Origin of the sequence: Mesorhizobium sp. M7A.F.Ca.US.011.01.1.1, assembly GCF_003998295.1 — a bacterium.
Lineage (GTDB): Bacteria > Pseudomonadota > Alphaproteobacteria > Rhizobiales > Rhizobiaceae > Mesorhizobium.
The window spans coordinates 18,455-42,725 of record NZ_RZRT01000032.1; the positions used below are offsets into that span (position 1 = coordinate 18,455).

At 62.3% G+C, this 24,271-nt stretch carries 31 protein-coding genes and 1 other RNA gene; 18 read left to right on the forward strand and 14 right to left on the reverse strand.

Annotated features, from left to right (window positions below):
- A complete protein-coding gene (locus EOA13_RS24235; protein WP_023811834.1) occupies window positions 1-1,032 on the forward strand; it encodes a peptidoglycan -binding protein in 1,032 nt (343 codons plus the stop codon).
- A gap of 239 nt (window positions 1,033-1,271) precedes the next feature.
- Complete coding sequence (locus tag EOA13_RS24240; RefSeq protein ID WP_127296198.1) at window positions 1,272-1,700, forward strand: hypothetical protein; 429 nt, start codon at window positions 1,272-1,274, stop codon at window positions 1,698-1,700.
- Window positions 1,701-1,780: 80 nt separating this feature from the next.
- Here the strand turns inward: EOA13_RS24240 and EOA13_RS24245 are convergent, their stop codons facing one another.
- Window positions 1,781-2,134, reverse strand: a complete 354-nt coding sequence (locus tag EOA13_RS24245; protein ID WP_127296242.1) for a DUF1304 domain-containing protein — start codon at window positions 2,132-2,134, stop codon at window positions 1,781-1,783.
- A 140-nt stretch (window positions 2,135-2,274) separates the two neighbouring features.
- On the opposite strand from EOA13_RS24245, the gene EOA13_RS24250 reads away from it, so the two are divergent.
- The 3 genes from EOA13_RS24250 to EOA13_RS24260 are packed head-to-tail and all read left to right on the forward strand — an operon-like array spanning window position 2,275 to window position 4,542.
- A complete protein-coding gene (locus tag EOA13_RS24250) occupies window positions 2,275-3,762 on the forward strand; it encodes a carboxypeptidase M32 (RefSeq protein WP_127296199.1) in 1,488 nt (495 codons plus the stop codon).
- A gap of 55 nt (window positions 3,763-3,817) precedes the next feature.
- Complete coding sequence (locus EOA13_RS24255) at window positions 3,818-4,114, forward strand: hypothetical protein (protein ID WP_127296200.1); 297 nt, start codon at window positions 3,818-3,820, stop codon at window positions 4,112-4,114.
- Window positions 4,111-4,542 (forward strand): type II toxin-antitoxin system VapC family toxin, encoded by a 432-nt coding sequence (locus EOA13_RS24260; protein WP_127296201.1) that lies wholly within the window; start codon window positions 4,111-4,113, stop codon window positions 4,540-4,542. Before EOA13_RS24255 ends, EOA13_RS24260 begins: the two co-directional genes overlap by 4 nt.
- A gap of 7 nt (window positions 4,543-4,549) precedes the next feature.
- On the opposite strand, the gene EOA13_RS24265 is transcribed toward EOA13_RS24260, so the two are convergent.
- Window positions 4,550-6,349 carry an ABC transporter transmembrane domain-containing protein gene (locus EOA13_RS24265; RefSeq protein WP_127296202.1) on the reverse strand — a complete coding sequence of 600 codons (1,800 nt, stop codon included), beginning with the start codon at window positions 6,347-6,349 and terminating at the stop codon, window positions 4,550-4,552.
- A 206-nt stretch (window positions 6,350-6,555) separates the two neighbouring features.
- On the opposite strand from EOA13_RS24265, the gene rpmE reads away from it, so the two are divergent.
- Window positions 6,556-6,777: a 50S ribosomal protein L31 gene (gene rpmE, locus EOA13_RS24270; protein WP_023811830.1), complete on the forward strand. Its 222-nt coding sequence runs from the start codon at window positions 6,556-6,558 to the stop codon at window positions 6,775-6,777.
- A 64-nt stretch (window positions 6,778-6,841) separates the two neighbouring features.
- Here rpmE and EOA13_RS24275 read toward each other — a convergent pair whose 3' ends face one another.
- Window positions 6,842-7,483, reverse strand: a complete 642-nt coding sequence (locus tag EOA13_RS24275; RefSeq protein ID WP_127296203.1) for a TetR/AcrR family transcriptional regulator — start codon at window positions 7,481-7,483, stop codon at window positions 6,842-6,844.
- Window positions 7,484-7,609: 126 nt separating this feature from the next.
- Here EOA13_RS24275 and EOA13_RS24280 point away from each other — a divergent pair, with 126 nt between their 5' ends.
- Together EOA13_RS24280 and EOA13_RS24285 are read left to right on the forward strand one after the other, a co-directional pair.
- Window positions 7,610-8,089, forward strand: coding sequence for an anthrone oxygenase family protein (locus EOA13_RS24280; RefSeq protein ID WP_127296204.1), 480 nt, complete (start codon window positions 7,610-7,612; stop codon window positions 8,087-8,089).
- A 21-nt stretch (window positions 8,090-8,110) separates the two neighbouring features.
- Window positions 8,111-8,260, forward strand: a complete 150-nt coding sequence (locus EOA13_RS24285) for a hypothetical protein (protein WP_023811827.1) — start codon at window positions 8,111-8,113, stop codon at window positions 8,258-8,260.
- An 18-nt stretch (window positions 8,261-8,278) separates the two neighbouring features.
- On the opposite strand, the gene EOA13_RS24290 is transcribed toward EOA13_RS24285, so the two are convergent.
- From EOA13_RS24290 to EOA13_RS24300, 3 genes are all read right to left on the reverse strand, one after another.
- Window positions 8,279-8,575, reverse strand: coding sequence for a SelT/SelW/SelH family protein (locus EOA13_RS24290; protein WP_127296205.1), 297 nt, complete (start codon window positions 8,573-8,575; stop codon window positions 8,279-8,281).
- A 13-nt stretch (window positions 8,576-8,588) separates the two neighbouring features.
- Window positions 8,589-9,338 (reverse strand): YebC/PmpR family DNA-binding transcriptional regulator, encoded by a 750-nt coding sequence (locus tag EOA13_RS24295; RefSeq protein WP_127296206.1) that lies wholly within the window; start codon window positions 9,336-9,338, stop codon window positions 8,589-8,591.
- 214 nt (window positions 9,339-9,552) lie between these two features.
- Window positions 9,553-9,876 (reverse strand): helix-turn-helix domain-containing protein, encoded by a 324-nt coding sequence (locus EOA13_RS24300; RefSeq protein ID WP_127296207.1) that lies wholly within the window; start codon window positions 9,874-9,876, stop codon window positions 9,553-9,555.
- A 52-nt stretch (window positions 9,877-9,928) separates the two neighbouring features.
- On the opposite strand from EOA13_RS24300, the gene EOA13_RS24305 reads away from it, so the two are divergent.
- From EOA13_RS24305 to EOA13_RS24320, 4 genes are read left to right on the forward strand one after another with little or no spacing between them, the layout of a single operon-like run.
- Window positions 9,929-10,411 carry an SRPBCC domain-containing protein gene (locus EOA13_RS24305; RefSeq protein WP_127296208.1) on the forward strand — a complete coding sequence of 161 codons (483 nt, stop codon included), beginning with the start codon at window positions 9,929-9,931 and terminating at the stop codon, window positions 10,409-10,411.
- A gap of 46 nt (window positions 10,412-10,457) precedes the next feature.
- The gene (locus tag EOA13_RS24310; protein WP_127296209.1) at window positions 10,458-10,850 is read left to right on the forward strand and encodes a VOC family protein; all 393 of its coding nucleotides are present in this window, start codon (window positions 10,458-10,460) and stop codon (window positions 10,848-10,850) included.
- A 53-nt stretch (window positions 10,851-10,903) separates the two neighbouring features.
- Window positions 10,904-11,266, forward strand: a complete 363-nt coding sequence (locus EOA13_RS24315) for a hypothetical protein (protein ID WP_127296210.1) — start codon at window positions 10,904-10,906, stop codon at window positions 11,264-11,266.
- Between the two features lie 26 nt (window positions 11,267-11,292).
- Window positions 11,293-11,760 (forward strand): SRPBCC family protein, encoded by a 468-nt coding sequence (locus EOA13_RS24320; protein ID WP_127296211.1) that lies wholly within the window; start codon window positions 11,293-11,295, stop codon window positions 11,758-11,760.
- A gap of 16 nt (window positions 11,761-11,776) precedes the next feature.
- Here EOA13_RS24320 and EOA13_RS24325 read toward each other — a convergent pair whose 3' ends face one another.
- The 4 genes from EOA13_RS24325 to ssrS all read right to left on the reverse strand — a co-directional run bounded on the left by EOA13_RS24325 (window position 11,777) and on the right by ssrS (window position 14,340).
- Entirely contained in the window at window positions 11,777-12,538 is a 762-nt protein-coding gene (locus EOA13_RS24325; protein WP_127296212.1) for a TerC family protein, read from the reverse strand.
- A gap of 74 nt (window positions 12,539-12,612) precedes the next feature.
- Window positions 12,613-13,437 carry a YmdB family metallophosphoesterase gene (locus EOA13_RS24330; protein WP_127296213.1) on the reverse strand — a complete coding sequence of 275 codons (825 nt, stop codon included), beginning with the start codon at window positions 13,435-13,437 and terminating at the stop codon, window positions 12,613-12,615.
- 63 nt (window positions 13,438-13,500) lie between these two features.
- A complete protein-coding gene (locus EOA13_RS24335; RefSeq protein WP_127296214.1) occupies window positions 13,501-14,088 on the reverse strand; it encodes a 5-formyltetrahydrofolate cyclo-ligase in 588 nt (195 codons plus the stop codon).
- 96 nt (window positions 14,089-14,184) lie between these two features.
- A non-coding RNA gene (ssrS, locus tag EOA13_RS24340) (6S RNA) lies at window positions 14,185-14,340 on the reverse strand.
- Between the two features lie 149 nt (window positions 14,341-14,489).
- On the opposite strand from ssrS, the gene EOA13_RS24345 reads away from it, so the two are divergent.
- The 6 genes from EOA13_RS24345 (at window position 14,490) to msrB (ending at window position 19,142) form a co-directional block, all read left to right on the forward strand.
- Complete coding sequence (locus EOA13_RS24345) at window positions 14,490-15,329, forward strand: MoxR family ATPase (RefSeq protein WP_023811813.1); 840 nt, start codon at window positions 14,490-14,492, stop codon at window positions 15,327-15,329.
- Between the two features lie 85 nt (window positions 15,330-15,414).
- A complete protein-coding gene (locus tag EOA13_RS24350) occupies window positions 15,415-15,861 on the forward strand; it encodes a GNAT family N-acetyltransferase (RefSeq protein ID WP_127296215.1) in 447 nt (148 codons plus the stop codon).
- Between the two features lie 240 nt (window positions 15,862-16,101).
- A complete protein-coding gene (locus EOA13_RS24360; RefSeq protein ID WP_245490469.1) occupies window positions 16,102-16,527 on the forward strand; it encodes a type II toxin-antitoxin system HicB family antitoxin in 426 nt (141 codons plus the stop codon).
- A 6-nt stretch (window positions 16,528-16,533) separates the two neighbouring features.
- The gene (locus EOA13_RS24365) at window positions 16,534-17,724 is read left to right on the forward strand and encodes a VWA domain-containing protein (RefSeq protein ID WP_127296217.1); all 1,191 of its coding nucleotides are present in this window, start codon (window positions 16,534-16,536) and stop codon (window positions 17,722-17,724) included.
- Window positions 17,725-17,743: 19 nt separating this feature from the next.
- Window positions 17,744-18,541, forward strand: a complete 798-nt coding sequence (locus EOA13_RS24370; protein ID WP_127296218.1) for an MBL fold metallo-hydrolase — start codon at window positions 17,744-17,746, stop codon at window positions 18,539-18,541.
- Window positions 18,542-18,737: 196 nt separating this feature from the next.
- Entirely contained in the window at window positions 18,738-19,142 is a 405-nt protein-coding gene (msrB, locus tag EOA13_RS24375) for a peptide-methionine (R)-S-oxide reductase MsrB (RefSeq protein ID WP_127270383.1), read from the forward strand.
- Window positions 19,143-19,225: 83 nt separating this feature from the next.
- Here msrB and EOA13_RS24380 read toward each other — a convergent pair whose 3' ends face one another.
- The 4 genes from EOA13_RS24380 to pyc all read right to left on the reverse strand — a co-directional run bounded on the left by EOA13_RS24380 (window position 19,226) and on the right by pyc (window position 24,035).
- Window positions 19,226-19,537 carry a hypothetical protein gene (locus EOA13_RS24380; protein WP_127296219.1) on the reverse strand — a complete coding sequence of 104 codons (312 nt, stop codon included), beginning with the start codon at window positions 19,535-19,537 and terminating at the stop codon, window positions 19,226-19,228.
- Window positions 19,538-19,544: 7 nt separating this feature from the next.
- Window positions 19,545-19,985 carry a hypothetical protein gene (locus tag EOA13_RS24385; RefSeq protein WP_127296220.1) on the reverse strand — a complete coding sequence of 147 codons (441 nt, stop codon included), beginning with the start codon at window positions 19,983-19,985 and terminating at the stop codon, window positions 19,545-19,547.
- 175 nt (window positions 19,986-20,160) lie between these two features.
- Window positions 20,161-20,421, reverse strand: a complete 261-nt coding sequence (locus EOA13_RS24390) for a DUF2312 domain-containing protein (protein WP_013529099.1) — start codon at window positions 20,419-20,421, stop codon at window positions 20,161-20,163.
- 155 nt (window positions 20,422-20,576) lie between these two features.
- The gene (gene pyc / locus EOA13_RS24395) at window positions 20,577-24,035 is read right to left on the reverse strand and encodes a pyruvate carboxylase (RefSeq protein ID WP_127296221.1); all 3,459 of its coding nucleotides are present in this window, start codon (window positions 24,033-24,035) and stop codon (window positions 20,577-20,579) included.
- Window positions 24,036-24,271 lie beyond the last annotated feature (236 nt).

The following is a 24,271-nucleotide window of genomic DNA, read 5'->3' on the forward strand; positions in this document are numbered from 1 at the left end:
GTGGCACTCGCCAGGGGCCGGCGCACCGATCGCCGCATCGACTACTGGCCGGGCTTCGTCGACGCGCTGTCGACGTTGTTGCTGGCGATCATGTTCCTGCTCACGGTCTTCGTGCTGGCGCAGTTCCTGCTGGGACGCGAAATCTCCGGCAAGGATACGGCACTCTCGCGCCTCAACTCCCAGATCAACGAACTGACGCAGTTGCTGGCGCTGGAGCGCTCGACGGCGCAGGACAAGGATGACTCGCTGGCCAATCTGCAGGCATCGCTGTCGGCGGCGGAAGCGGAAAGGAGCCGGCTCCAGCAATTGCTGGCGCAAGGTGCGGGCGCCGGCGACGCCGCCAACCAGCGCGCCGCGGCGCTCGGCGGCGAACTCGACAGCCAGCGCCAGATCAGCCAGCAGGCACTGAGCCAGGTCGAGATCCTCAACCAGCAGATCGCGGCACTGCGCAAGCAGATCGGTGCGCTCGAGGATGCGCTCAACGTCTCCGAAATCCGCGACCGCGATTCAAACACCAAGATCGCCGACCTCGGCCGTCGCCTCAACGTCGCACTGGCACAGCGCGTGCAGGAGTTGAACCGCTACCGCTCCGACTTTTTCGGCCGCTTGCGCGAAATCCTCGCCGACCGCGAGAACATCCGCATCGTCGGCGACCGCTTCGTCTTCCAGTCGGAAGTGCTGTTCCCGACCGGCTCCGAGGTGATCAACGATGCCGGCAAGGTCGAGATGAAGAAGCTCGCCGACGCCATCATCGAGTTGCAGAAGGAAATCCCGCCCGAGATCAACTGGGTGCTGCGCGTCGACGGCCACACCGACAACAAGCCGCTCTCCGGCGCCGGCCGCTACCGCGACAATTGGGAACTGTCGACGGCCCGTTCGACCTCGGTGGTGAAATTCCTGATCGAGAACGGCGTGCCTGCCAACCGGCTCGTCGCCGCCGGTTTCGGTGAGTTCCAGCCGCTCGACCCCGCCGACACCGAAGAGGCGCGCAACAAGAACCGCCGTATTGAACTGAAGCTCACCGAACGTTGATCCGTCCTCACGCGAACTTGTTCGTCGGCTCAACTCTAGGGCGCGGATCAAGGCCGGCAAGGCCTGAAAAGATTATCTTTTTTTAATTACACATTGTCGCAGGGCGGTCCTAGCTTGCCGCCCGGGCCGAGAACCGCCGGCGATGAATCCCCCCTCATCGCGACGCGACGGAACCGGACGGCCCAAGGCCGGAAGGCGGGCGGACAACCGCCGCTTTCCTCTACAAGAGGAGACGCGTGATGCGCTCTTTCAAGACCTCGCTTAGAACTGCGACACTCACGGCGTTCCTCATCGCCGTTCCGCTTGCCGGCGCCTATGCCGCGGGCCATCACAAAGGCGCTCTCGACGCGACCGATCCGACCGACATGACTGGCCCGCGTGTCGAGGCGCTCATCCAACAGGTGCAGGGCGTGCATCAGGGCATCGTGGACGCGAGACAGGCCAACAACATCACCCCAGCCGTGGCGGAACGCCTGGAAATGCGCACGGCCCACATCGGTCAAACGGCCAAGAAAGTCGCCGCGTCCTATCATGGCAGGATACCGGCCGCGCAATACCATGACCTGTTGCGTCGTCTCGACAATATCGACCAGCGGTTGATGGTCGATACCGGCAGTGGTTTTTTGATAGGCGACGGCGCCGACGGCGGCAATTACCCGAACGGCTAAACGGTCCAAAAGGACGGCTGAAACGGTCCAAGAGGAAGGGACCGTTGACGCCTTCGGGAGCCATCCCGCGGGCGTCCTTTTTACCAGCCGAGCCACACCGCGATCAGGGCAATCGCCGCCGGCACGGTCTGGATGAACAGGATCTTGCGGCCAACCGTTGCCGCGCCATAGAGGCCGGCAATGGCCACGCACGACAGGAAGAACAGCTTGACCCGAAAACCGGCCGCACCGAGGTAAAGCCCCCAGATCAGGCCGGCGGCGAGGAACCCGTTATAGAGCCCCTGATTGGCGGCGAGCACCTTCGAGGCACTGGCGAATTCGGGCGTCAGATTGAATGCCTTGTGCCCACGCGGCGTGTCCCACAGCACCATCTCCAGATAGACGATGTAGGCATGGATCAAGGCCACCAGCGCGACCAGGATGTTGCCGATCATGTTGTTTCCCCCAATTGTTGCCGGCAGCATTTCACGCATGACCGCCCCCACGCAAGATGCGTCCGTTGCGCGGTGCCTGAGGGTTGCAAACGCATTTGCGTTGGTGTCTGTTCGCGCCGTCCCCAATCGCGGAAGCCGCCATGTCCTTTCAGAAACTCGATGATTTCGGCCACAAGCTCGAAGCGCTCGAGCATGCGCTGGCCATCCTCGGCGCCGACGAGGCCACGCACATGGCCGTCGGCGGCGGCGAGAAGCGCGCCGAAGCGATGTCGGCACTGGCCGGCATGTATCACACCAGGGCAACGGCGCCGGAGATAGCAGACTGGATCGCCGCGGCAGAGCAGGAAGCGTTGGGTGAAGAGCAGCGCACCGCGGTCTCGGAACTGCGGCGCCAATATACCAACCTGACCTGCCTGCCGGTCGAATTCGTCGAACGCCAGACGACCGCGCGCATGCGTTGCGAGCAGCTGTGGCGCGGCCTGCGCGGCAAGAACGACTGGGCAGGCTTCCAGCCGGCGCTGGAGGGCGTCGTGGCGCTGGTGCGCGAGGAAGCGGCGCTGCGTGCCGACATGCTCGGCCTCGCCCCCTATGACGCGCTGATGGAGCAGTACGACCCCGGCAACCGCACCGCCGACATCACGCCAGTCTTCGCCGACCTGAAGGCTTTCCTGAAAGGCTTCGTGCCGGAGGCGCTGGCTATCCAGGACGCACGGCTGCGCAAGCGCCCGCTGAAGCCGCTGTCGGGCACCTATGCGATCGACCGGCAGCGCGAGCTCGGCCTTGCCATGATGGCGGCGATCGGCTTCGACCTGACACACGGGTCGCTGTCGGTGTCGCACCATCCTTTCTGCGGCGGCGTGCCGAGCGACGTGCGCATCACCACCCGCTACAAGACGTCCGACTTCCTGTCGGCGCTGATGGGCGTGCTGCACGAGACCGGCCATGCGCTCTACGAACAGAACCTGCCGAAGGCATGGTCACACTGGCCGCTCGGCAAGGCGCGCGGCATGGCCGTGCATGAAAGCCAGAGCCTGTTCGTCGAAAAACAGCTCGGCCGCAACCCGGCCTTCTGGAACTGGGCGCTGCCGGTGATCGAAAAGCATCTCGGTGAGGCCTGGTCGCTCGACGATATCCTGCCGCATGTGCATCGCGTCGAGCGCGGCCTGATCCGTGTCGATGCCGACGAGGTGACCTACCCCCTGCATGTCATCCTGCGCTACGAACTGGAGCAGGAGCTCGTCGCGGGCCGGCTGGAGGTCGCCGACCTGCCCGAAGCCTGGGACGCCAAGATGCGCGATTACCTCGGTCTTTCCACCATCGACAATCCGGCCGACGGGCCGATGCAGGACGTGCATTGGCCAGGGGCCGCCTTCGGCTATTTCCCCTCCTATACGCTGGGCGCGATGATGGCGGCGCAGCAATGGGCGGCGCTGACGCGGGATCATCCTGCCGCCGATGACGATCTCGCCAAAGGCAATTTCGAGGCGATCAACGAGTGGCGCCGCGAAAAAATCTGGGCGCAGGGATCACGCTGGTCGACGCCGGATCTGCTCGAACGCGCCACCGGCGAAAAGCTCAACGCCATTTATTTCACCGATCACCTGAAGAACCGGTACGGGAAGGCCTGACGCCGTAGGAGCATTGCGTTTCATACCCTTGGAGCATATATTTCCGTATGAGGAATTGAAGGAACGCATCGTGGGAATTTCTACTCCGAAAGAACGTGCCACCTTTTCCATCGCCGCTGAAATCAAGAACCGGCTGGAGGACGAAGTGCCGAAAAGCGAGAGATCGCGTTTCGTGGAGAAGGCAATAGATCAGGCGCTACGTGCCGTTGCGGTCAAGCGCCTTAAAAAAATGCTGGACGAACTGCCGCGCGAATCCAGCGTTCGAGGTGAAAGTACCACCGATTTCCTACGCCTCCAGCGGATGAAGTGGGATGGCCGCCCCTTCGACGTGCTCGAAGGCACCAAGAAATGATCGTCGTAGATGCTTCCGTGTTCGTGAAGCTTCTCAAGCAAGAGGAGGACAGCAAGGCCGCACGCGATTTGGTCGATCGCATGTTGGAGCAGGGACAAGGTTATCTCGCTCCGTCAATAGTGTTGTATGAGGCACTATCAGCCGCCTTGCATGTCGAATTGCCGCTTGCCGTAGTCGGCCAGCTTTTCGATCAGTTTCGAGAGTTGGGGCTGGCAATTGAAGAGCCGACTATCCAGGACTTGGCTACAGCCGAGAAAATTGCAACGTCGGCCACTGCTGACAAGGGCCACCCAACTCTGTTTGACAGCATCTATCACGCAATGGCTATCGAACGTGGCGGCACTTTTGTCACGGCTGACCAGCGCCATTTTGCTAAAGCCAAACAGTTTGGCAGCGTTGTCCTACTCGCGGACTGGAAACCGGACTGAGCTGAGCCTACTCCGCCGCACCCCTGAAGGCGCTGGCGCCGGTTTCGAACTGCAGCTTGGCCAGCCGCGCATAGATGCCGCCCTTGGCGACAAGGCTTTGATGCGTGCCTTCCTCGACGATCGAGCCGCCATCCATGACCAGGATCCTGTCGGCCTTCAGCACCGTTGCCAGGCGGTGGGCGATGACGATCGTGGTGCGGCCCTGCATCAGCCGTTCCAGCGCCGTCTGCACCAGCGTCTCGCTTTCGGCGTCGAGGGCGGAGGTGGCCTCGTCGAGCAGCAGGATCGGGGCGTCGCGCAGGATGGCGCGGGCGATCGCAACCCGCTGGCGCTGGCCGCCTGACAGCGTCACGCCGCGCTCACCGACCTGGCTGTCATAGCCTTTTTCCAGCTTGAGGATGAATTCATCGGCAAGTGCATCCTTCGCCGCCGTCTCGATTTCGGCCTTGCTGGCTCCCGGCCGGCCGAAACCGATATTGTCACGCGCGCTTGCCGCGAAAATGGTGACGTCCTGCGGCACGATCGCGATGCGCTGGCGGACCGAAACGGGATCGGCCTCGCGCACGTCGACACCGTCGATCAGGATCTTGCCTGTTTCGGGATCGTAGAAGCGCAGGATCAGTGAAAACACCGTGCTCTTGCCGGCCCCTGACGGCCCGACGATCGCCACCGTCTCGCCCGGCATGACCTGAAAGCTCAAGCCGTGCACGGCGGCGCGGTCGGGCCTCGCCGGGTAGGAGAAGGAGACATTGTCGAAGACGATCGCGCCCTTGGCGACGGCCGGCAGCGGCTTCGGATCGGCGGGAGCCTGGATCGCCGGCTTCTCGGCCAGGATCTCGGTCAGCCGTTCGGCGGCACCCGCCGCTTGCGCAAGCTCGCCCCAGACTTCCGACAACGCCCCAAGTGCACCGGCGGCGAACACCGAATAGAGCAGGAATTGGCCGAGCGTACCCGGCGATATCGAGCCTTCGAGCACGTCGCGCGAGCCGAACCACAGCACCGCCACGACGGACGAGAAGATGGTGAAAATGGCGAAGAAGGTAAGGAAGGAGCGCGCGAAGATCGAGGAGCGTGCGGCCTCGAAAGCAGCTTCCACCGCGGCCGAGAAATGCCCGGTGACCAGCCTCTCATTGGTGAAGGCCTGCAGCGTGCGCACCGCGCCGATTTGCTCGCTGGCATAGGCCGTGGCATCGGCCAGCGTATCCTGCGCCTGGCGTGATTTGCGCCGCACCGAACGGCCGAAAGCGACCAGCGGCAGCACGATGACAGGAATGGCGGCAATGACCAGGCCCGACAGTTTCGGACTGGTGATGACCATCATTCCCACCGCGCCAAGACCAAGGATGACATTGCGCAGCGCTACCGAGGCCGTGGCTCCGACCGCCGACTTGACCTGCGTCGTGTCGGCGGCAAGCCGCGACACGATCTCGCCGGACTGGGCGGTGTCGAAGAAGGCAGGCGACAGCGTCGTCACATGGGCAAAGACATCGCGCCGGATGTCGGCGACGACGCGCTCGCCCAGCGTGATGACGAAATAGTAGCGGCCGGCCGATGCCGCCGCCAGCAGGGCGGCCATCGCCACCAGGGCGGCGAAATATTCGGCAATGAAGGTAGTGCTGGACGACGAAAAACCATGATCGATCATGCGTCGCACCGCCAGCGGCAGCGCCAGCGTGGTTGCCGCCGCGATGACCAGCGAGATGATGGCGCCGACGACCAGTGTGCGATAGTGCGTGATGTACGGGAACAGGCGCCGGAGCGGCTTGAGCGAACGCCGGCGCTCGTCTGCGCTGGTGATTTGCGCCATCCCGATGTTTCCTCCAGCCGCCCTTGGGGTCTGCGCCTCAATATGCGCTTGCCGCGGCCTTGTGATTCAATTCCGGCTGATGTATAGGCTCGCCGACCGTTTTAGAAGCCGTGGCTCCTCAATAGCTGCGGCTTCGAGTTTTAAAAAGAGGCGCATCGACGCAGGCTTATGCCCGTCGGCAGCGCCGGCAAGCCAGGAACCGAGCCATGAAGAGCGCTATTCATCCCGACTACCACACCATCAAGGTCGTCATGACCGATGGCACCGAATACACGACCCGTTCGACCTGGGGCAAGGAAGGCGATACGATGAACCTCGATATCGACCCGACCACCCACCCGGCCTGGACCGGCGGCCAGCAGACCCTGCTCGACCGCGGCGGCCGCCTGTCGAAGTTCAAGAAGCGTTTCGAAGGTTTCGGCATCTAAGCTCAACGAGCTTTCACAGATCGAAAACCCGCCCTTGTGGCGGGTTTTTTGTTGCGGCGCGGTCCTACTCGGCCAGCAATTCCCTTAACGCCATGCGCTTGTAGGCGGCGACCAGCCTGTCGCCCTCCTGGCGCTCGACGGAGATCGCCAGCCGCATGGCGGCCTCGCCCATCTGCCAGACCAGAAACGCCGTGGTTTCCAGTGTCGCCGGATCCACCGCCGGCCGCAGCCGTTTCAGCACCGCGGTGAGGAATTCGGCGTTGGCGCGGCTGTCGGCGAGTTCGAGTTGGCGCAGCGCCTTGTCGGCCTGCGTGCCCGACCAGATGTCGCGCATCACCGGTTCGGCCAGGAACAGCCGGTAATAGATGTCGACTAACTCTGAAAACGCGGACTGCAGGCCTTTGGCGTCGCTGACACCAGCCAGTGCTGCCGAAATGCAGGACTGGCTTTCGGCGGTGTAGCGCTCGGCCAGCGCCCAGATGATCGCCCGCTTGTCCGGAAAGAACTGGTAGAGCGACCCGATCGACACCCCTGCCCGTTCCGCCACCTCACCCATGCGCATGGCATCGCTGCCTTGCTCGGCGATCAGCGCCGAGGCAGCCGCCAGCATGCGCTCGACCCGCTCGCGGCTGCGTTGCTGGCTCGGCGCCCGGCGCGGTGAAGCAACCTGCTCCTGCGGGGAAACGGGGGCTGCCGTGTCTTCCAATGACTGACTCCAAATGCATTAAACGCTTGACTCACAAAATACGAGGGTTTATCACGTTTTGCAAATGTGAGGATTATTCATGTCTTGACGCGAAGGAAAACGCAACGGGCATATGGAGCAAATGACATGATCGCGAAACTTCTTCCCACCCTCATCTTCATTGCCGCACTCGGCTCGGGCGTCGTCGGCGGCGTCTTCTTTGCTTTCTCCAGCTTCGTCATGCCGGGCCTCGCCCGCATGCCAGCCGCAAGCGGCGTTGCCGCGATGAATTCGATCAATGTCACAGCTGTGACCCCGCTGTTCATGACAGCGCTGTTCGGCACGGCGCTCGTTTGCATCGTTGTCGCCATCGGTGCGGTGATTGGCTGGAGCCAGCCGGGTTCGCTCTGGCTGATTGCCGGCAGCCTGCTCTATCTCATCGGCATCGTGGTGGTGACGATGATCTTCAACGTCCCGCTCAACGATGCGCTCGCCGCCGTCGATCCAGCCAGCAGCAATGGCGCAGGCCTGTGGCCACGCTACCTCAATGAATGGGTGATGTGGAACCATGTCCGCGCCATCAGCGGCATAGCCGCGCTGGCATCCTTCTGGTTCGCCACGCGTTGACGACGATGGATGGAGCGACCGATGAAGGATCAATACGCAAATATGGCCTTCGGCATGGCAATCGGAGTTGGTGTCGGTGCCGCGATCGGCACCGCTCTGGATGACCTTCCGATGGGCGTCGCCGTGGGTATTGCGATTGGGGCCGCCTTCGGAGCGTGGCGACGCAAGTGACGGCAGCGCCGGCGACCTCTACGCCTTTGTCTTCCGATCGGAATGACCGAGGTCGCGATCCGGGTCGATGACGTCGCGGACCAATTGCTTCAGTTTGGCCGCGTCCGGAAAGCCGCCGTCGCGCTTGCGGTCCCAGACTAGCGTGTCGTTGCAGCTGATGGTGAAGATCCCGCCGGTGCCGGGCACCAGCGTCACCTCGCCGAGATCGGTGCCGAAGGTCGACAGCAGTTCCTGAGCCATCCAGCCGGCGCGCAGCAGCCAATGGCACTGCGTGCAGTAGGTGATGCGGATGGCGGGGAGGAACTGCTCGCTCATGCCGGGCTTCCGCTCATGCCGCGCTGAGCTTGGCCATCGTCTCGTCGTCGACCTCGAAGTTGGCGTAGACGCTCTGCACGTCATCGTCATCCTCGAGCGTGGCGACCAGCTTCATCAGCGACTGTGCCCGGTCCTCGTCGACCGGAATATTGTTTTGCGGCTTCCAGATCAGCTTCACCGATTCCGCCTCACCGAGTGCGCCTTCCAGCGCCTTCGAGACCTCGCCGAGATTTTCGAAGGCGCAATAGATCGTGTGGCCTTCCTCATCCGACTCGACATCATCGGCGCCGGCTTCGATTGCCGCGTCCATGACCTTGTCGGCACTGCCTGCGGAGGCCGGATAGTAGATTTCGCCGGCACGGTCCCACATGAACGACACCGAGCCGGTTTCACCGAGCGCTCCGCCGGCCTTGGTAAAGGCGGCGCGCACATTCGACGCCGAACGGTTACGGTTGTCGGTCAGCGCTTCGACGATGACCGCGACGCCGCCCGGGCCATAGCCCTCATACCGCACGGCTTCGTAGTTCTCGGCGTCGCCCATCGAGGCCTTGTTGACGGCACGCTGGATGTTGTCCTTCGGCATCGACACCGCCTTGGCGTTCTGGATCGCAAGGCGCAAGCGCGGGTTCATCGATGGATCGGGCGTCCCGCTCTTGGCGGCGACGGTGATTTCGCGCGCCAGCTTGGAAAACATTTTCGACCGCACCGCGTCCTGGCGGCCCTTGCGGTGCATGATGTTCTTGAACTGTGAATGGCCGGCCATGGCACCCCTGTCGTCTTCTCGGCTAGAGCATCCCGAAGCGAAGTGATCTGACCTCGTCTGCCGCAATGCCCGAATTCAAAATTTCAGAGCGTCCCAGGTGCAACTCGTGGAAGCACGACGTTCTCTGTCGGAATGGCCGGCTTATAGATAAATCGGCTCAATTCGTCCAGCCGCACCGCGCAAGACATGGCACTGCATGGCATGCTGCGACCGCTCACGCCTCGAGATCCGACTTCAGCCGGTCGATGATGCTGAGCGCATGACCGGCATACTGGCTGATCCAGCGATCATGGATCTGCTTGATCGGCAGCGCGTTGAGATGGTTCCAGCGCTCGCGGCCGTCGCGCCGCGCAACGATCAGGTCGGCCTCCTCCAATACCTTGAGATGCAGCATGACGGTGCAGCGATCGATGTCGGGAAACGCATCGCACAGCATGCCGGTCGTCTTCGGCGTGTCCTTCAGCTGGTCCAGCATTTCGCGCCGGCGCGGATGCGCCAGCGCCTTGAAAACATTGTCATCTTGCGATCGGCTTGACATGTTATATTTCTATAACATATTCTTGAACCGATCAAGGGAAGGAGTTGTGGATATGTCACTTGGATTCAGTGTCTCAGGACGCATCGGCAAACCGGTCGCCGAAGTCTTCGACGCGGTCGTCAATCCAAAAAAGCTCAGCGGCTATTTCACCACCATCGGCGGCGCCAGCGGCCCGCTGGAAGCCGGTGCCGGCGTCGTCTGGTGGGGCAAGGTGCCGGTCGAGGTCGATGAAGTGGTCAAGGACAGCCGCATCGTGCTGCGCTGGGATGCCACCGATGCCGACGGCAAGCCCGCCTACAAGACCCGCATCGAGATGAATTTCGAGCCGCTCGACGATCGCGGCACCTTCGTCACCATCGCCGAGAGCGGCTGGCAGGAAGGCGCGGTCGGCCTGAAGAAGTCCTACCTCAACTGCGAAGGCTGGTCGCAGATGCTGGCCTGCATGAAAGCCTATGTCGAATACGGCATCAATCTGCGCGACGGCTACTACCGCAGCGAGATGAAGGGCGAACCCGCCAACGAGACCAATATTTGAGCGACCCCAAATTTGAGCGTCCAAGAGGAAGATGGAGGGCCTTGCGATGACGAAAGTTACGCCATTCCTGATGTTCGAAGGCAAGGCCGAAGAGGCAATGGCCCTCTATAGCGAGACCATTCCGGACAGCAGCATCCTTGATATCACACGCTATGGCCCAGGCGAAGACGGCCCGGATGGAACGGTCAAGCTTGCGCGCGTGTCGATCGCCGGCCTGGAAGTCATGGTCTTCAACAGCTCCGTCCACCACGCTTTCACCTTCACGCCGTCGCTCTCGCTGTATGTGGACTGTTCCACCGAGGACGAACTGGACCGGATTGTCGAGACACTGGCAAAGGACGGCGGGTTTCTGATGCCGCCCGACAATTACGGCTTCAGCCGCCGTTTCGCATGGCTCAACGACAGGTTCGGGGTCTCCTGGCAGATCAATCTCGCATGACTGGTCTGGGCAAGGTCGACCACCAACAGCCGAACACGACAACGGAGTCAGCAATGACCACGAAAATCACCGGCGGCATCAACATCGCCATGAAGGTACCGCCGCACCAGTATGAGGCGACGATCGCCTTCTACCGCGACGTCGTCGGCCTGAAGCCTTTCACGGACAAGGCGCCGGCCATCGGCTTCGAGCTTGGCCCCAACCGCCTGTGGATCGATAAGGCGCCGATGATGAGCCAGGCCGAGGTGTGGCTGGAACTGTTCACCAAGGATTTCCCCATGGCTGCGGATCATTTCGCCAAGGCCGGTGTTGTGCGTTGCGATGCCATCGAGCCCTTGGGCGAGGGCTTCCGCGGCGGCTGGATCACCAACCCGGCCAACATTATTCACATACTGCGCGAACCGGACGCCTGGTGAACGCCAAGCCTCGAAAGGAGCATCCGATGGACATCCGCGAAAAGCCAACCGCCGAGGCCGGCATGCTGATCCGGCGGCCTGTCGCCGATGTATTCGAGGCCATCGTCGATCCGGCCATCACCACGAAATTCTGGTTCACCCATGGCAGCGGCCGGCTGAACAGCGGCAAGCAAGTCCTCTGGGAGTGGCGTATGTACGGTGTCTCGACGACCGTCGACGTCAGCGAGATCGTCACGAACGAAAAGATCGTCATGCAATGGAGCGATCCGCCGACCACCGTGGTCTGGACTTTCACGGAAATGCCTGGCGAGACGACCTTTCTCGAGGTTCGCAATTTCGGCTTTGCCGGCAATGGCGACGAGCAGGTGAAAGAAGCCATCGGCTCAACCGGCGGCTTCACGCTGGTGCTGGCCGGCGCCAAGGCGTGGCTGGAACAAGGCCTGACGCTCGGCCTGATCGGCGACCGTCATCCGAAGGGCGTGCCAGGGCACTAGGTGCTCAGGGGCTGCCTCAATGCCCGCCGCCCGACTTCTTGCGTCGCCGCGCCAGCATGTTGAGCCCCTCGACCAATGCCGAAAAGCCCATCGCCGCATAGATGTAGCCCTTGGGCACATGGTAGCCCATGCCGTCTGCGATCAGTGTCATGCCGATCATCAGAAGGAAGCCCAGCGCCAGCATGACAATGCTCGGGTTCTTGGCGATGAAGTTGGCCAGCGGCCCGGCCGCCAGCATCATCACGCTGACCGCCACGATCACGGCGATGTACATGATGGCGATCTCGTCGGTCATGCCGACGGCGGTGATGATCGAATCGATCGAGAAGACCAGGTCGAGCAGCAGGATCTGGAAGATCGCGCCGGCAAGGCTGATCTGCAGCGTCTCGCCCATCATCGTATCCTTGTGGTCGTCGGGATCGACCGTGTGATGGATCTCCTTGGTCGCCTTCCAGACCAGGAACAGGCCGCCGGCGATCAGGATCAGGTCGCGCCAGGAAAAACCGTGGCCGAAGGCCGTGAACACCGGCGTGATCAGCTGCACGATGATCGAAATGGTGGCCAGCAGCACCAGCCGCATGATCAGCGCCGCCGAGATGCCGAGCCGGCGGGCACGGGCCCGTTGTGCTTCCGGCAGCTTGTTGGTCAGGATCGAGATGAAGATCAGGTTGTCGATGCCGAGCACGACCTCGAGCACAATCAGCGTCAGCAGCGCGACCCAGGCGGTCGGGTCGGACACGAATTGGAAATGCGGCGCCAGGAATTCGATGAGCTGCATGGAGGTCGTCCCCTCTTTTAACGATCTAGAGCAGTGTCGCCGGCAGTTAGGTACTAAGGGTGCCTATATCAATGTCACGACCAGAAGGACGGTGCGGTTTCCTCCAGCCGCGGCCCGCGACGAAACGGCGCGATCCGCTCGGTGAGCCCGGTGCGGTCGGAAATATCGACGCCGACGCCGCACAAGGTCGCCGGTCCGGTGGCTGCCTCGAAACGCCCTTTCGGCACCTTCGACAGGAACCGGTTGAGCGGTTCCTCCTTGTCCATGCCGAGCGAGGAATCATAGTCGCCGCACATGCCGGCGTCGGACATATAACCGGTGCCGCCATTGAGGATCTGGTGATCGCTGGTCGGCTGGTGGGTGTGGGTGCCGACGACGAGGCTGGCACGGCCGTCGACGAAATGCGCGAAGCACATTTTTTCCGAGGTCGCCTCGGCGTGGAAGTCGATAATCACGGCATCCGCCTGCTCGCCGAGCGGACAGGCGGCAAGCTCGCGTTCGCCGGCCTGGAAGGGATCGTCGAGCTCGGGATGCATGAACACCCGGCCCATGATGTTGGCGACCAGCACGCGCGCGCCGCTCCTGGAGATATAGACACCGGAGCCGCGCCCGGGCGTGCCCTTGGGAAAGTTCGAGGGGCGCAGGAAGCGCTCTTCGCGCGGCGCGAAGGCGAGCGCGTCGCGCTGGTCCCAGACATGGTTGCCGGTGGTGACGACATCGGCACCGGCGGCGATCGTCTCGCGAAAGATCTCTTCGGTGATGCCGAAGCCGCCGGCGGCGTTCTCACCATTAACGATGACGAAATCGAGTTTGAAGTCGGAGATCAGGCCGGGCAGTTGTTCCCACACCGCCGTCCGTCCTGTCTTTCCAACCATGTCGCCGAGGAAGAGAAGTCTCATATGATCCCGCACCGAAGGTCAGCGAAAGCTGCATGACGCCAGTGAAGATCATGCGTCTCCTATCTACAATTTTGGCGCGAAGCGGCGCAACCCGCTCTCGGTCAGTATTTCCGGAATGACGACGTCATGTTCCTCATCCGGCACCATTGCCACCTCCTGGCAGTCGAAGGCGATGCCGACCAGCCGCGGCGGCTGCCCCTTGTCGATCAGCTTGGCGATGGCGCGGTCGTAATAGCCTGCACCATAGCCGATGCGATGGCCGCGCGCATCGAAGGCGGCGAGCGGCACCAGCATCACCGAAGGGTCGAGCACCTCGGCTTCCTCGTGCGGGCCGACCGTGCCGAAACCCATCTCGACCATCGGCGCGCCGCGCACCAGTTCGCGAAAGACGATGGTGGTCTTGTCGAGAATGGCCGGCAGGCAAAGCCGCGCGCCCTTTTCACGCAAGACAAACATCAACGGCCGAACGTCGACTTCGGAACGCATCGGCCAGAAGCCGGAAACGATCTGGCCTGGCTCGACATCGAGATGATCGCGTGCTGTCTCTGCCATTTCAAGCGCGACCTCCACCCGCCAGAACTCATCGAGCGCATCGCGGCGTCCGAGGGCCTCACGGCGAAGCTGCTTTTTCAGGTCTTTGAGAGAGGTCATGCAGCCAGGGTAGAAAAGGTCAGATCTGGATGGAGTTTTGGGAGCGACGTTTTCCACCGCAATCATCCACCGAAATGCGGGACGCGTGGCAATAAGTGACGATCCACACAACCGGTGGAGAGAGCGATCCCGGGAACCTACAAAGTAGGTGGGCGCCGTGTGAGAAAACCCACGGGTCTTCCCAGGGACAGCTCCCTAAGGATCGTTAAGGCCCCGGGGAAAATGTTCTCCTGCCGGGAAGCACAGACCGTCCCGCCCAATATAGGCTGCCGGCCGGCTAAGCGCCAGTGAGACGGGCATATGTTTCCATCAGGGTTCAAGCCCATTCGTCGCGGCCGGCGCGCACCTTGCACAGGGTGAGCCGCGTCCTTACGGTTGCCATGACCAACCGAGGAGCAAGAATGCGTTTCGAAGGCACGGCGGCCTATGTCGCCGACAAGGATCTGATGGTGGCCGTCAACGCGGCGATCGCGCTGGAGCGGCCCTTGCTGGTCAAGGGCGAGCCAGGCACCGGCAAGACGGAACTGGCCCGCCAGGTGGCGTCAGCACTTGGCCTCGACCTCATCGAATGGCACGTCAAGTCGACGACGCGGGCGCAGCAGGGCCTGTACGAATATGACGCCGTCTCGCGCCTGCGCGACAGCCAGCTTGGCGACGAGCGCTTCAACGACATCAGGAACTACATCAAGCGCGGCAAGCTCTGGGAGGCGTTCGCCGCCGGCAGGAAGGTCGTGCTTTTGATCGACGAGATCGACAAGGCCGACATCGAATTCCCCAACGACCTCCTGCAGGAACTCGATCGGATGGAGTTCTTCGTCTACGAGACCGGCGAAACCATCCGCGCCGCCGTCAGGCCGATCGTCATCATCACCTCCAACAACGAGAAGGAGTTGCCGGACGCGTTCCTGCGCCGCTGCTTCTTCCACTACATCCGCTTTCCCGACGTCGACACGCTGCACAGAATCGTCGATGTCCACTATCCCGGCATCAAGCAGAACCTGGTGCGCGCGGCGCTGACCCAGTTCTACGAAATCCGCGACGTGCCCGGCTTGAAGAAGAAGCCGTCGACCTCCGAGGCGCTCGACTGGATAAGGCTGCTGGTCGCCGACGACATCGCGCCGGAAGATCTGCGCGCCGATCCGAAGAACGCCCTGCCCAAGTTGCATGGCGCATTGCTGAAGAACGAGCAGGACGTGCATTTGTTCGAGCGGCTGGCGTTCATGGCACGAAGGCAGCAATAGGTAGCAGCAGCGCTTTCGCTTCTGTGGACCGTTGCCAGCAGCCGAACAGGCAGGCAGCCTCGGCCAAACCTTCAGAGGAGATGACATGGCTGAGATTATCGTCCGCCCGCTCGCGCAGTCCGACCGCGCCGATTGGCGGCGGCTGTGGACCGACTACCTCACCTTCTATGAGACGAAGCTGCCGGAAGAGGTCTACGCCATCACCTGGAAGCGGCTGTTCACCGAGGGTGAGTTCGAGCCGAAAGGCTTCATCGCCACGCTGGACGGCAAGGCGGTTGGCCTCACCCACTATCTCTACCACCGCTCAGGCTGGTCGGAAAAAAACAACTGCTATCTGCAGGACCTGTTCGCCGACCCTGACGTGCGCGGCAAGGGCATCGGCGCGGCGCTGATCGAGGCAGTAAGACAAGAAGCCGCGAAAATCGGCGTCAAGAACGTTTACTGGATGACGCACGAAACCAACACCACCGCACGCAAACTCTACGATCATGTCGCGCGCCGCACCGGCTTCATCGAGTATGATCTTCTGTGAAGAAAACGGACGATTGAAATAGTCGCCAGTGCGCAATATATTGCGCATATTCGGGAATGCGAATGCCGTTGATCGAGACCAGTACGCTATCATCAGGCTTTTGCGCGATGGCTGGGAAAGTGTCGGAGGCGGCAAGCATGACAAGTATGAGCATCCGGACCGACCTGAGGTGATGATCATCGTGCCCAGGCACCGCGAACAATCTCCGGGTGTCGCACGGTCGATCGCACGGCTAGCTGGATGGATCTGAGGAAGAATCACATGACGCACTATGTTGGAATTCTCGATGGCGCTGATGATGTCTGGGGGGTGCGGGTTCCTGATCTTCCCGGCTGTCACGGAGGCGGCGCAAGCCCCGAAGAGGCCATTGCCGATGTGACTTCCGCCGTGCGCGAATGGGTCGAAGCACGTGCACCGAAACATCCGCAGTTGCCGGTCTCGCGTACGGTGGCGCAACTGCTCTTGGATGACGAACTCGATACGGCCGCGGGCGAATCCGCGGTAATAATCCCGGTGCTGATCGACTCCGGTCGGCCGGTCCGAGCCAATCTGTCGCTCGACGCCGGTCTGCTGGCGGCGATCGACGAAGAAGCAGGCCGGCGTGGCCTGACGCGCTCCGCATTCATTGCAAGTGCCGCACGAGAGAAAATCGAAGGCCACAGATAGCCAAGCATGTTCATCCCCTTCTTCCTTGAACTGAAGGCAGCGCGCGTTCCCGTTTCGCTGCGGGAATATCTGTCGCTGCTCGAGGGGCTGGAAGCCGGGCTGGTCGACTATGATGTCGAAGGTTTTTATTACCTCGCCCGTGCGGCGCTGGTGAAGGACGAGCGCCATATCGACCGCTTCGACCAGGTGTTTGCGCATGTCTTCAAGGGCATCGAAGCGCTGGGCGGGCCGGATGCCGTCGATGTCGCTGACATTCCCGAGGAATGGTTGCGCCGCATCGCCGAAAAGCACCTGACCGACGAAGAGAAAAAACTGGTCGAGGCGCTGGGCGGTTTCGAGAAACTGATGGAGACCTTGAAACAGCGGCTTGAAGAGCAAAAAGGCCGCCATCAGGGCGGCTCGAAATGGATCGGCACCGGCGGCACCTCGCCCTTCGGCGCCTATGGCTACAATCCCGAAGGCGTGCGCATCGGCCAGCATGAAAGCCGCAACCGCCGCGCCGTGAAAGTCTGGGACAGGCGCGAGTTCAAAAACTTCGACGATGCGGTCGAGCTCGGCACCCGCAACATCAAGATCGCGCTGAAGCGCTTGCGCCGCTGGGTGCGCGAGGGCGCCGAGGAGGAATTCGACCTGCCCGGCACCATCCACGCCACCGCCGAACATGGCTATCTCGACGTGCAGACGCGGCCCGAACGGCGCAACGTGGTGAAGCTTCTGATGTTCTTCGATGTCGGCGGTTCGATGGACGACCACATCAAGAGCGTCGAGGAGCTGTTCTCGGCCGCCCGCGCCGAATTCCGCCAGCTCGAATATTTTTATTTCCACAACTGCCTCTATGAGGGCGTGTGGAAGGACAATCGCCGCAGGCATGCCGAGGTGATTCCGACCTTCGACCTCCTTCACAAATACGGTCCGGACTACAAGGTGATCGTCGTCGGCGACGCCTCGATGAGCCCTTACGAGATCGCTCATCCCGGCGGTTCGGTCGAGCACTGGAATCCGGAGGCAGGCAGCGTCTGGCTCGGCCGTCTGCTGCAGCAATGGCCGAACGCGGTATGGCTGAACCCCGAAGACCCCAAGAACTGGGGCTACACCCATTCGATTGCGATGATCCGCGACATCTTCAGCGGCCGCATGTTCCCGCTGACTTTGGCCGGGCTTGAAGGCGCGACCAAGCAGCTTTCAAGAAAGCACTGAAAGACCGACAGGAGATCCGATGACCTGCTTTCTCTGCCTGCAATGCGGCGTCCAGTTCGCGGCGACAGAGGCGCCTCCAAAATATTGCCCGATCTGCGAGGACGAGCGCCAATATGTGCGCTGGGAAGGGCAGGCGTGGATCACGCCGGAGGAACTTGCTGAAGGGCATCGGCTTGTGATGAAGGATGATGCCGGCGTTCTCGCCTTCGGCATCGAGCCGCGCTTCGCCATCGGCCAGCGGGCGCTGCTGGCACAGACGCCACACGGCAACGTGCTGTGGGACTGCGTTTCGATGGTCAGCGACGAGGCGGTGGCCGAGATTAACCGCCGCGGCGGCCTGGAGGCGATCGCCATCTCGCACTGCCATTATTATTCGGTGATGGTCTGTTGGAGCGAGGCGTTTGGCGGTGTGCCGATTTATCTCCATGCCGATGACCGCCAATGGATCATGCAACCGCACAAGGCGATCGTCAGCTGGGAAGGCGAGACGCTGGCCATAAACCCTTCGCTGACGCTCATACGCTGCGGCGGCCACTTTGCCGGCGGTCAGGTGCTGCACTGGAAACGCGATGACGGCGACGTCTTGCTGGCCGGCGATATGCTGCAGGTGACGCCGACGCGCCGCCATGTCAGCTTCATGTACAGCTATCCGAACTACATTCCGCTCAATGCAGCGGCCGTGCGCCGCATCGCGGCGGCGATGGAGCCATTCGCGTTCGAGCATATCTACGGCGCGTGGTGGAACCAGAACATCATCGGGGGCGCAAAAGCGGCGTTGGCTGGCTCGGTCAATCGCTATCTGGCGGCGATCGCATGAGAACCCAATCGAAAATGCGGGAAAATGCCGTAACAAATGCCTATCTTGGTGCGAATATGAGGTTGCAATCCGCGCATGACCCCGAACCTCCGGTTCGGAAAGGATCATGCGCAAAACCGAAGTGCTACAGCGTCCTTTGCGCGTCCGATGGACGCGCGGCGCTGTAGGAGCGAGCCGGCAAGGCTGAGGAGATCACATGGACACCCACACCTACCCTGTAACTCGCACCGACGCCGAATGGCGCGCCCGGCTGACGCCGGAGCAGTATGCCGTCATGCGCGGTCACGGCACCGAGCGGCCGGGAAGCTGCGCTTTGCTCTACGAGAAGCGCGCCGGCACCTTTTCCTGCGCCGGCTGCGACCAGCCCTTGTTCGAATCCAAGCTGAAGTTCGAGAGCGGCACCGGCTGGCCGAGCTTCAACGACCCGGTGCCGGGCTCGGTCGAAAACACCGTCGACCGCAGCTACGGCATGGTTCGCACCGAATGCCATTGCGCCCGCTGCGGCAGCCATCTCGGCCATGTCTTCGAGGACGGCCCGCCGCCGACCGGCCTGCGCTATTGCATCAACGGCGTGGCGCTGAAATTCGAGCCCTCGGCCTGAGCCATCCGGGTTCGACACTATGAAAGGGCGGCATCTGTCGCCCTTTTCGTTTAAATATCCGTCGCCCCCCTCTGGGCAGACGATCAGACCACGATCATCGCCACCAGCCACAGCGTGGCGCCCAGCGTCATCATCCAGGCCTTGGCCCCGGGAATCTTTTCGGTGGTCCGCCACACCGCCAAGGTCAGGAACAGGCTGTAGGGCACCGACGCGAAATGCACTGCCAGCACAAGCCCGAGCGGCAACTTCAATCCGAGCAAGACGAGCGCCAGCACCGATGCGACGATGCTGACCGCGGTGCCGACGAGGACAAGGTCGCGCCAGAACAGCCGGTCGAGCGGCACCTGGCCTTGCCAGCGTGAGCGGAAAAAGGAGCCGATACCTTCTGGCAACACCGGATATCTATCCCTGCCCCAGGACTTCGGTTACCGCACGCTCGAAGCGCGAACATTCGGTCACCAGCCAGTCGGCCATGGCTGGCCAGTTATCCTCGGCATAGCAGTTCACCCGCCACATCGAATTGATGCCGAGGCCCTCGCAACTCTGTTCCGGCCTGAGCTTCAGCCTGTCTTCGATTTCACGCTGAAACGGCTTCAGCCGCGACCAGGCTTGCGTGGCGCCGAACTTCTCGTTGCGACCGAAGAAGACGCCGACCTGGTTCTGCGCCGGCGCGACATACATGGAAAGGACCAAGGCGAAGTCGGGCAGCCCGCGCTGCCAGAACCAGGGTCCGCGCCGCGCCATCAGAGCCCTTTCTTCCGGATGCCGCTCAGCGAACAGCGTCCAGAAGCCGCGCTGGCGGAATTCAGAGGCGCGGCGGGCGCCGAAGTCGAATTCGCTCATGGCTCGATGCTCGCTCCGGCATCATGCTCGGCCCGAGCCTGTTTCGAAATTCGCTCTGGCGAGTCATATGGTAGTGGTTTCGAGAACCGGAGCGGAGCGTACTTAAAGTACGCGAGCACCGGAAGCGCAGAAAACGCCACCAGATGACCGCCGGAGTAGAATTTCCAAACAGTCTCTACACCATGCCGAGTGCGGCCTTATACAGATCGAGGATGGTTTCCTCTTCCTGCCGCTCGGCCTGGTCCTTCTTGCGCAGCCGGATGATCGTGCGCATCGCCTTGGTGTCGAACCCAGTGCCCTTGGCCTCGGCGAACACTTCCTTGATATCGTCGGAAATGGTTTTCTTCTCTTCCTCGAGCCGCTCTATGCGCTCGATGAAGGCACGCAGCTGGCCGGCGGCAACAGTCTGGCTGGTATCGGTGATATCGTCGGCCATATTTTTCTCCAAAAGCATCGGCTCCGCGACTCGCGGACGACTGCGGCAAAATTTGAGCCGGTTCGATGCCCGACCGGCGGCGGCGGGTCAAGCCGTTATCGACCAAGCTACGCGGGCTGCCGCCAGAAGCCGACAACCGGTCCGTTTTGCGAACTCTAATTGAAAGCGATCAGCAGATCCTTGGCATCGATCTGGTCGCCCGCCTTGACCAGCACCTCGGCAACGGTGCCGTCGCGCTCGGCATGCAGCGCCGTCTCCATCTTCATCGCTTCGATGGAAAGCAGCACGTCACCGGCCTTCACAGCTTGGCCGGCAGCCACCGAAAGCGCCGAAACGACGCCCGGCATCGGTGCGCCGACATGCGCCTCGTTACCGGGTTCGGCCTTGCGGCGGGCCTTGGCGGCGGACGCGCCATGCGCCCGGTCGGGCACCTTGACACGACGCGGCTGGCCGTTGAGCTCGAAGAACACGGTGACCATGCCCTTTTCGTCGACATCGCCGATGGCAAGGCATCGGACCACCAGCGTCTTGCCCTTCTCGATGTCGACGAAGATCTCGTCTTCCGGCTTCATGCCGTAGAAATAGGTCGGCGTCGGCAGGACGCTGACCGGCCCATAGGTTTCCTGCGCTCCGGCGAAATCCGTAAACACCTTTGGATACATCAGCCACGAGGCGAATTCGAACTCCGACAGCTTGCGCTCGAGCTTCTCCTCGATTTCCTTGCGGTTGGCCTTTAGGTCGGCTGGCTTGAGCAGTGAGCCGGGCCGCACCGTGATCGGCTTGTCGCCCTTCAGCGCCTTCCCCTGCAGCGCCGCCGGCCACCCGCCTGGCGACTGGCCAAGGTCGCCGCGCAGCATCGAGACGACCGAATCCGGGAATGCGATATCCTTGTCCGGGTTTTCGACATCGGCAACGGTGAGATCCTGGCTGACCATCATCAATGCCATGTCGCCGACGACCTTGGAGGACGGCGTCACCTTGACGATGTCGCCGAACATCAGATTGACGTCGTGATAGGTCTGCGCCACCTCGTGCCAGCGCGTCTCCAGTCCGAGCGAGCGCGCCTGTTCCTTCAGATTGGTGAACTGCCCGCCCGGCATCTCGTGCAGATAGACTTCCGAGGCCGGCCCCTTGAGATCGCTTTCGAAGGCGGCGTACTGGTTGCGCACCGCTTCCCAGTAGAACGAGATTTTCCTGATCCATTGCGGGTCGAGACCTGGGTCGCGTTCGGTGCCCTTCAGCGCCTCGACGAGCGAGCCAAGGCATGGCTGCGAGGTGTTGCCGGAGAAAGCATCCATCGCCGCGTCTATGGCGTCGACGCCGCTTTCCACCGCCGCCAGCACCGTCGCCGCCGACAGGCCCGACGTGTCGTGGGTGTGGAAATGGATCGGCAGGTCGGTCGCCTCGCGCAGCGCCTTGAACAGCACGCGTGCCGCCGCCGGCTTCAGCAGTCCGGCCATGTCCTTGACGGCAATGATGTGGGCGCCGGCCGCCTGCAATTCCCTGGCCAGGCCGACATAGTATTTGAGGTCGTATTTCGCCCGCGCCGGATCGAGGATGTCGCCGGTGTAGCAGATCGCCGCTTCGATCAGCTTGCCCTCGGCGCCAACCGCATCCATGGCGACGCGCATATTGTCGACCCAGTTTAGGCAATCGAACACCCGGAACAGGTCGATGCCGCCGCTTGCTGCCTGCTTGACGAAATGCTGCACGACATTGTCGGGATAGTTGGTGTAGCCGACGCCATTGGCCCCACGCAGCAGCATTTGCAGCAACAGATTGGGCGCTGCCTCGCGCACCAGCGACAGCCGCTCCCATGGATCCTCGGTGAGGAAGCGCATGGCGACATCGAAGGTGGCGCCGCCCCAGCATTCCAGCGATAGAAGCTGGGGCAAGGCACGCGCATACGTACCGGCGATGCCGGCAATGTCATGCGTGCGCATGCGCGTCGCGAGCAGCGATTGATGGCCATCGCGCATCGTCGTGTCGGTGACCAACACCTCTTTCTGGTCGCGCACCCAGGCGGCGAACTTCTCCGGCCCGAGCACATCCAGCTTCTGCTTGCTACCGCCGGGCACATTGCCGTTGAGGTAAGGCACCACGGGCGCCGCGGCATCGGCCTTCGGCTGCGGCCGGCCGCGCGTCTCGGGATGGCCGTTGACGCTGACGTCGGCGAGATAGTTGATGAGCTTGGTGGCGCGATCCTGGCGCTTGACCTGCTGGAACAGTTCCGGCGTCGTGTCGATGAACTTGGTCGTGTAGGAATTGTCGGCGAAGCTCGGATGGTTGATGATCGCTTCGAGGAAGGTCAGATTGGTGGCGACGCCGCGGATGCGGAACTCGCGCAGCGCCCGGTTCATGCGGGCGATCGTCTCGGCCGGCGTCGGCGCCCACGCCGTCACCTTCTCCAGCAGCGGATCGTAGAAGCGGGTGATGACAGCGCCCGAATAGGCGGTGCCGCCATCGAGGCGGATGCCGAAGCCTGTTGCGCCGCGATAGGCGGTGATGCGGCCGTAATCGGGGATGAAGTTGTGTTCGGGGTCTTCCGTGGTGATGCGGCACTGCAGCGCGTGGCCGTTCAGCCTTATGTCCTTCTGAGCCGGCACGCCTGATTCCGGTGTGCCGATGGCAAAGCCGTCGAGGATATGGATCTGCGCCTTGACGATATCGATGCCGGTCACCTGCTCGGTGACGGTGTGCTCGACCTGGATGCGCGGGTTGACCTCGATGAAATAGAATTTGCCGGTGTCGGCGTCCTGCAGGAACTCGACCGTGCCGGCGCCGATATAACTGGTCTCGCGGGCGATCTTCAGCGCATGGCCGCAAAGCTCCTCGCGCTGCGACATTTCGAGATAGGGCGCCGGCGCCCGCTCGACGACCTTCTGGTTGCGGCGCTGGATCGAACAGTCGCGCTCGAACAGGTGCACCGCATTGCCATGGGTGTCGCCCAGCACCTGCACCTCGACATGGCGCGCGCGTTCGATCAGCTTTTCGAGATAGACCTCGTCCTTGCCGAAGGCGGCCTTCGCCTCGCGCTTGCCTTCCGTGACTTCACGGGCAAGGTCGGCTTCGGCGCGGATGGCGCGCATGCCCCGGCCGCCGCCGCCCCATGATGCCTTCAGCATCACCGGATAGCCGATTTCCTTTGCCAGTTTCTTGACCTCGTCCATGTCGTCCGGCAACGGATCCGTGGCGGGGATCACCGGCACGCCGACTTCGATGGCGAGGTTGCGCGCGGCGACCTTGTTGCCGAGCCGCCGCATCGTGTCCGGCTTCGGCCCGATGAAGGTGATGCCGGCCTCGGCACAGGCGTCGGCGAATTCGGGGCTTTCCGACAACAGGCCGTAGCCCGGATGAATGGCATCGGCGCCCGAAAGCCTGGCGACGCGGATCACCTCCTCGATCGACAGATAGCTTTCGATCGGTCCCATGTCCCGGGTCAGATGCGGCCCACGCCCGACCTGGTAGCTCTCGTCGGCCTTGAAACGGTGCAGGGAGTATTTGTCCTCCTCGGCCCAGATCGCCACGGTTTTGAGGCCGAGTTCGTTGGCCGCGCGAAAGACGCGAATGGCGATTTCGGACCGGTTGGCGACGAGGATCTTCGTGATGGCCAAGGACTGGGCTCCAGCAACGGAAGGAAGAGAAATCGGCGCAATGATTAGCGTGAAAATGCTGCAGTGCAAACAAATTTGACGCGCATTTAAACCGATTGAAATGGAATCATTGCGCCAGAGGCCTTCGCATTCATCCAAACAGCCAGAAAAAGCGCCGGCTCTGCCGTGACGCGCGATCATTCCCGGCTAAGGGACCCGGCTCCATCGGCCGCCCCTGATGACAAAAAGAAAATGCC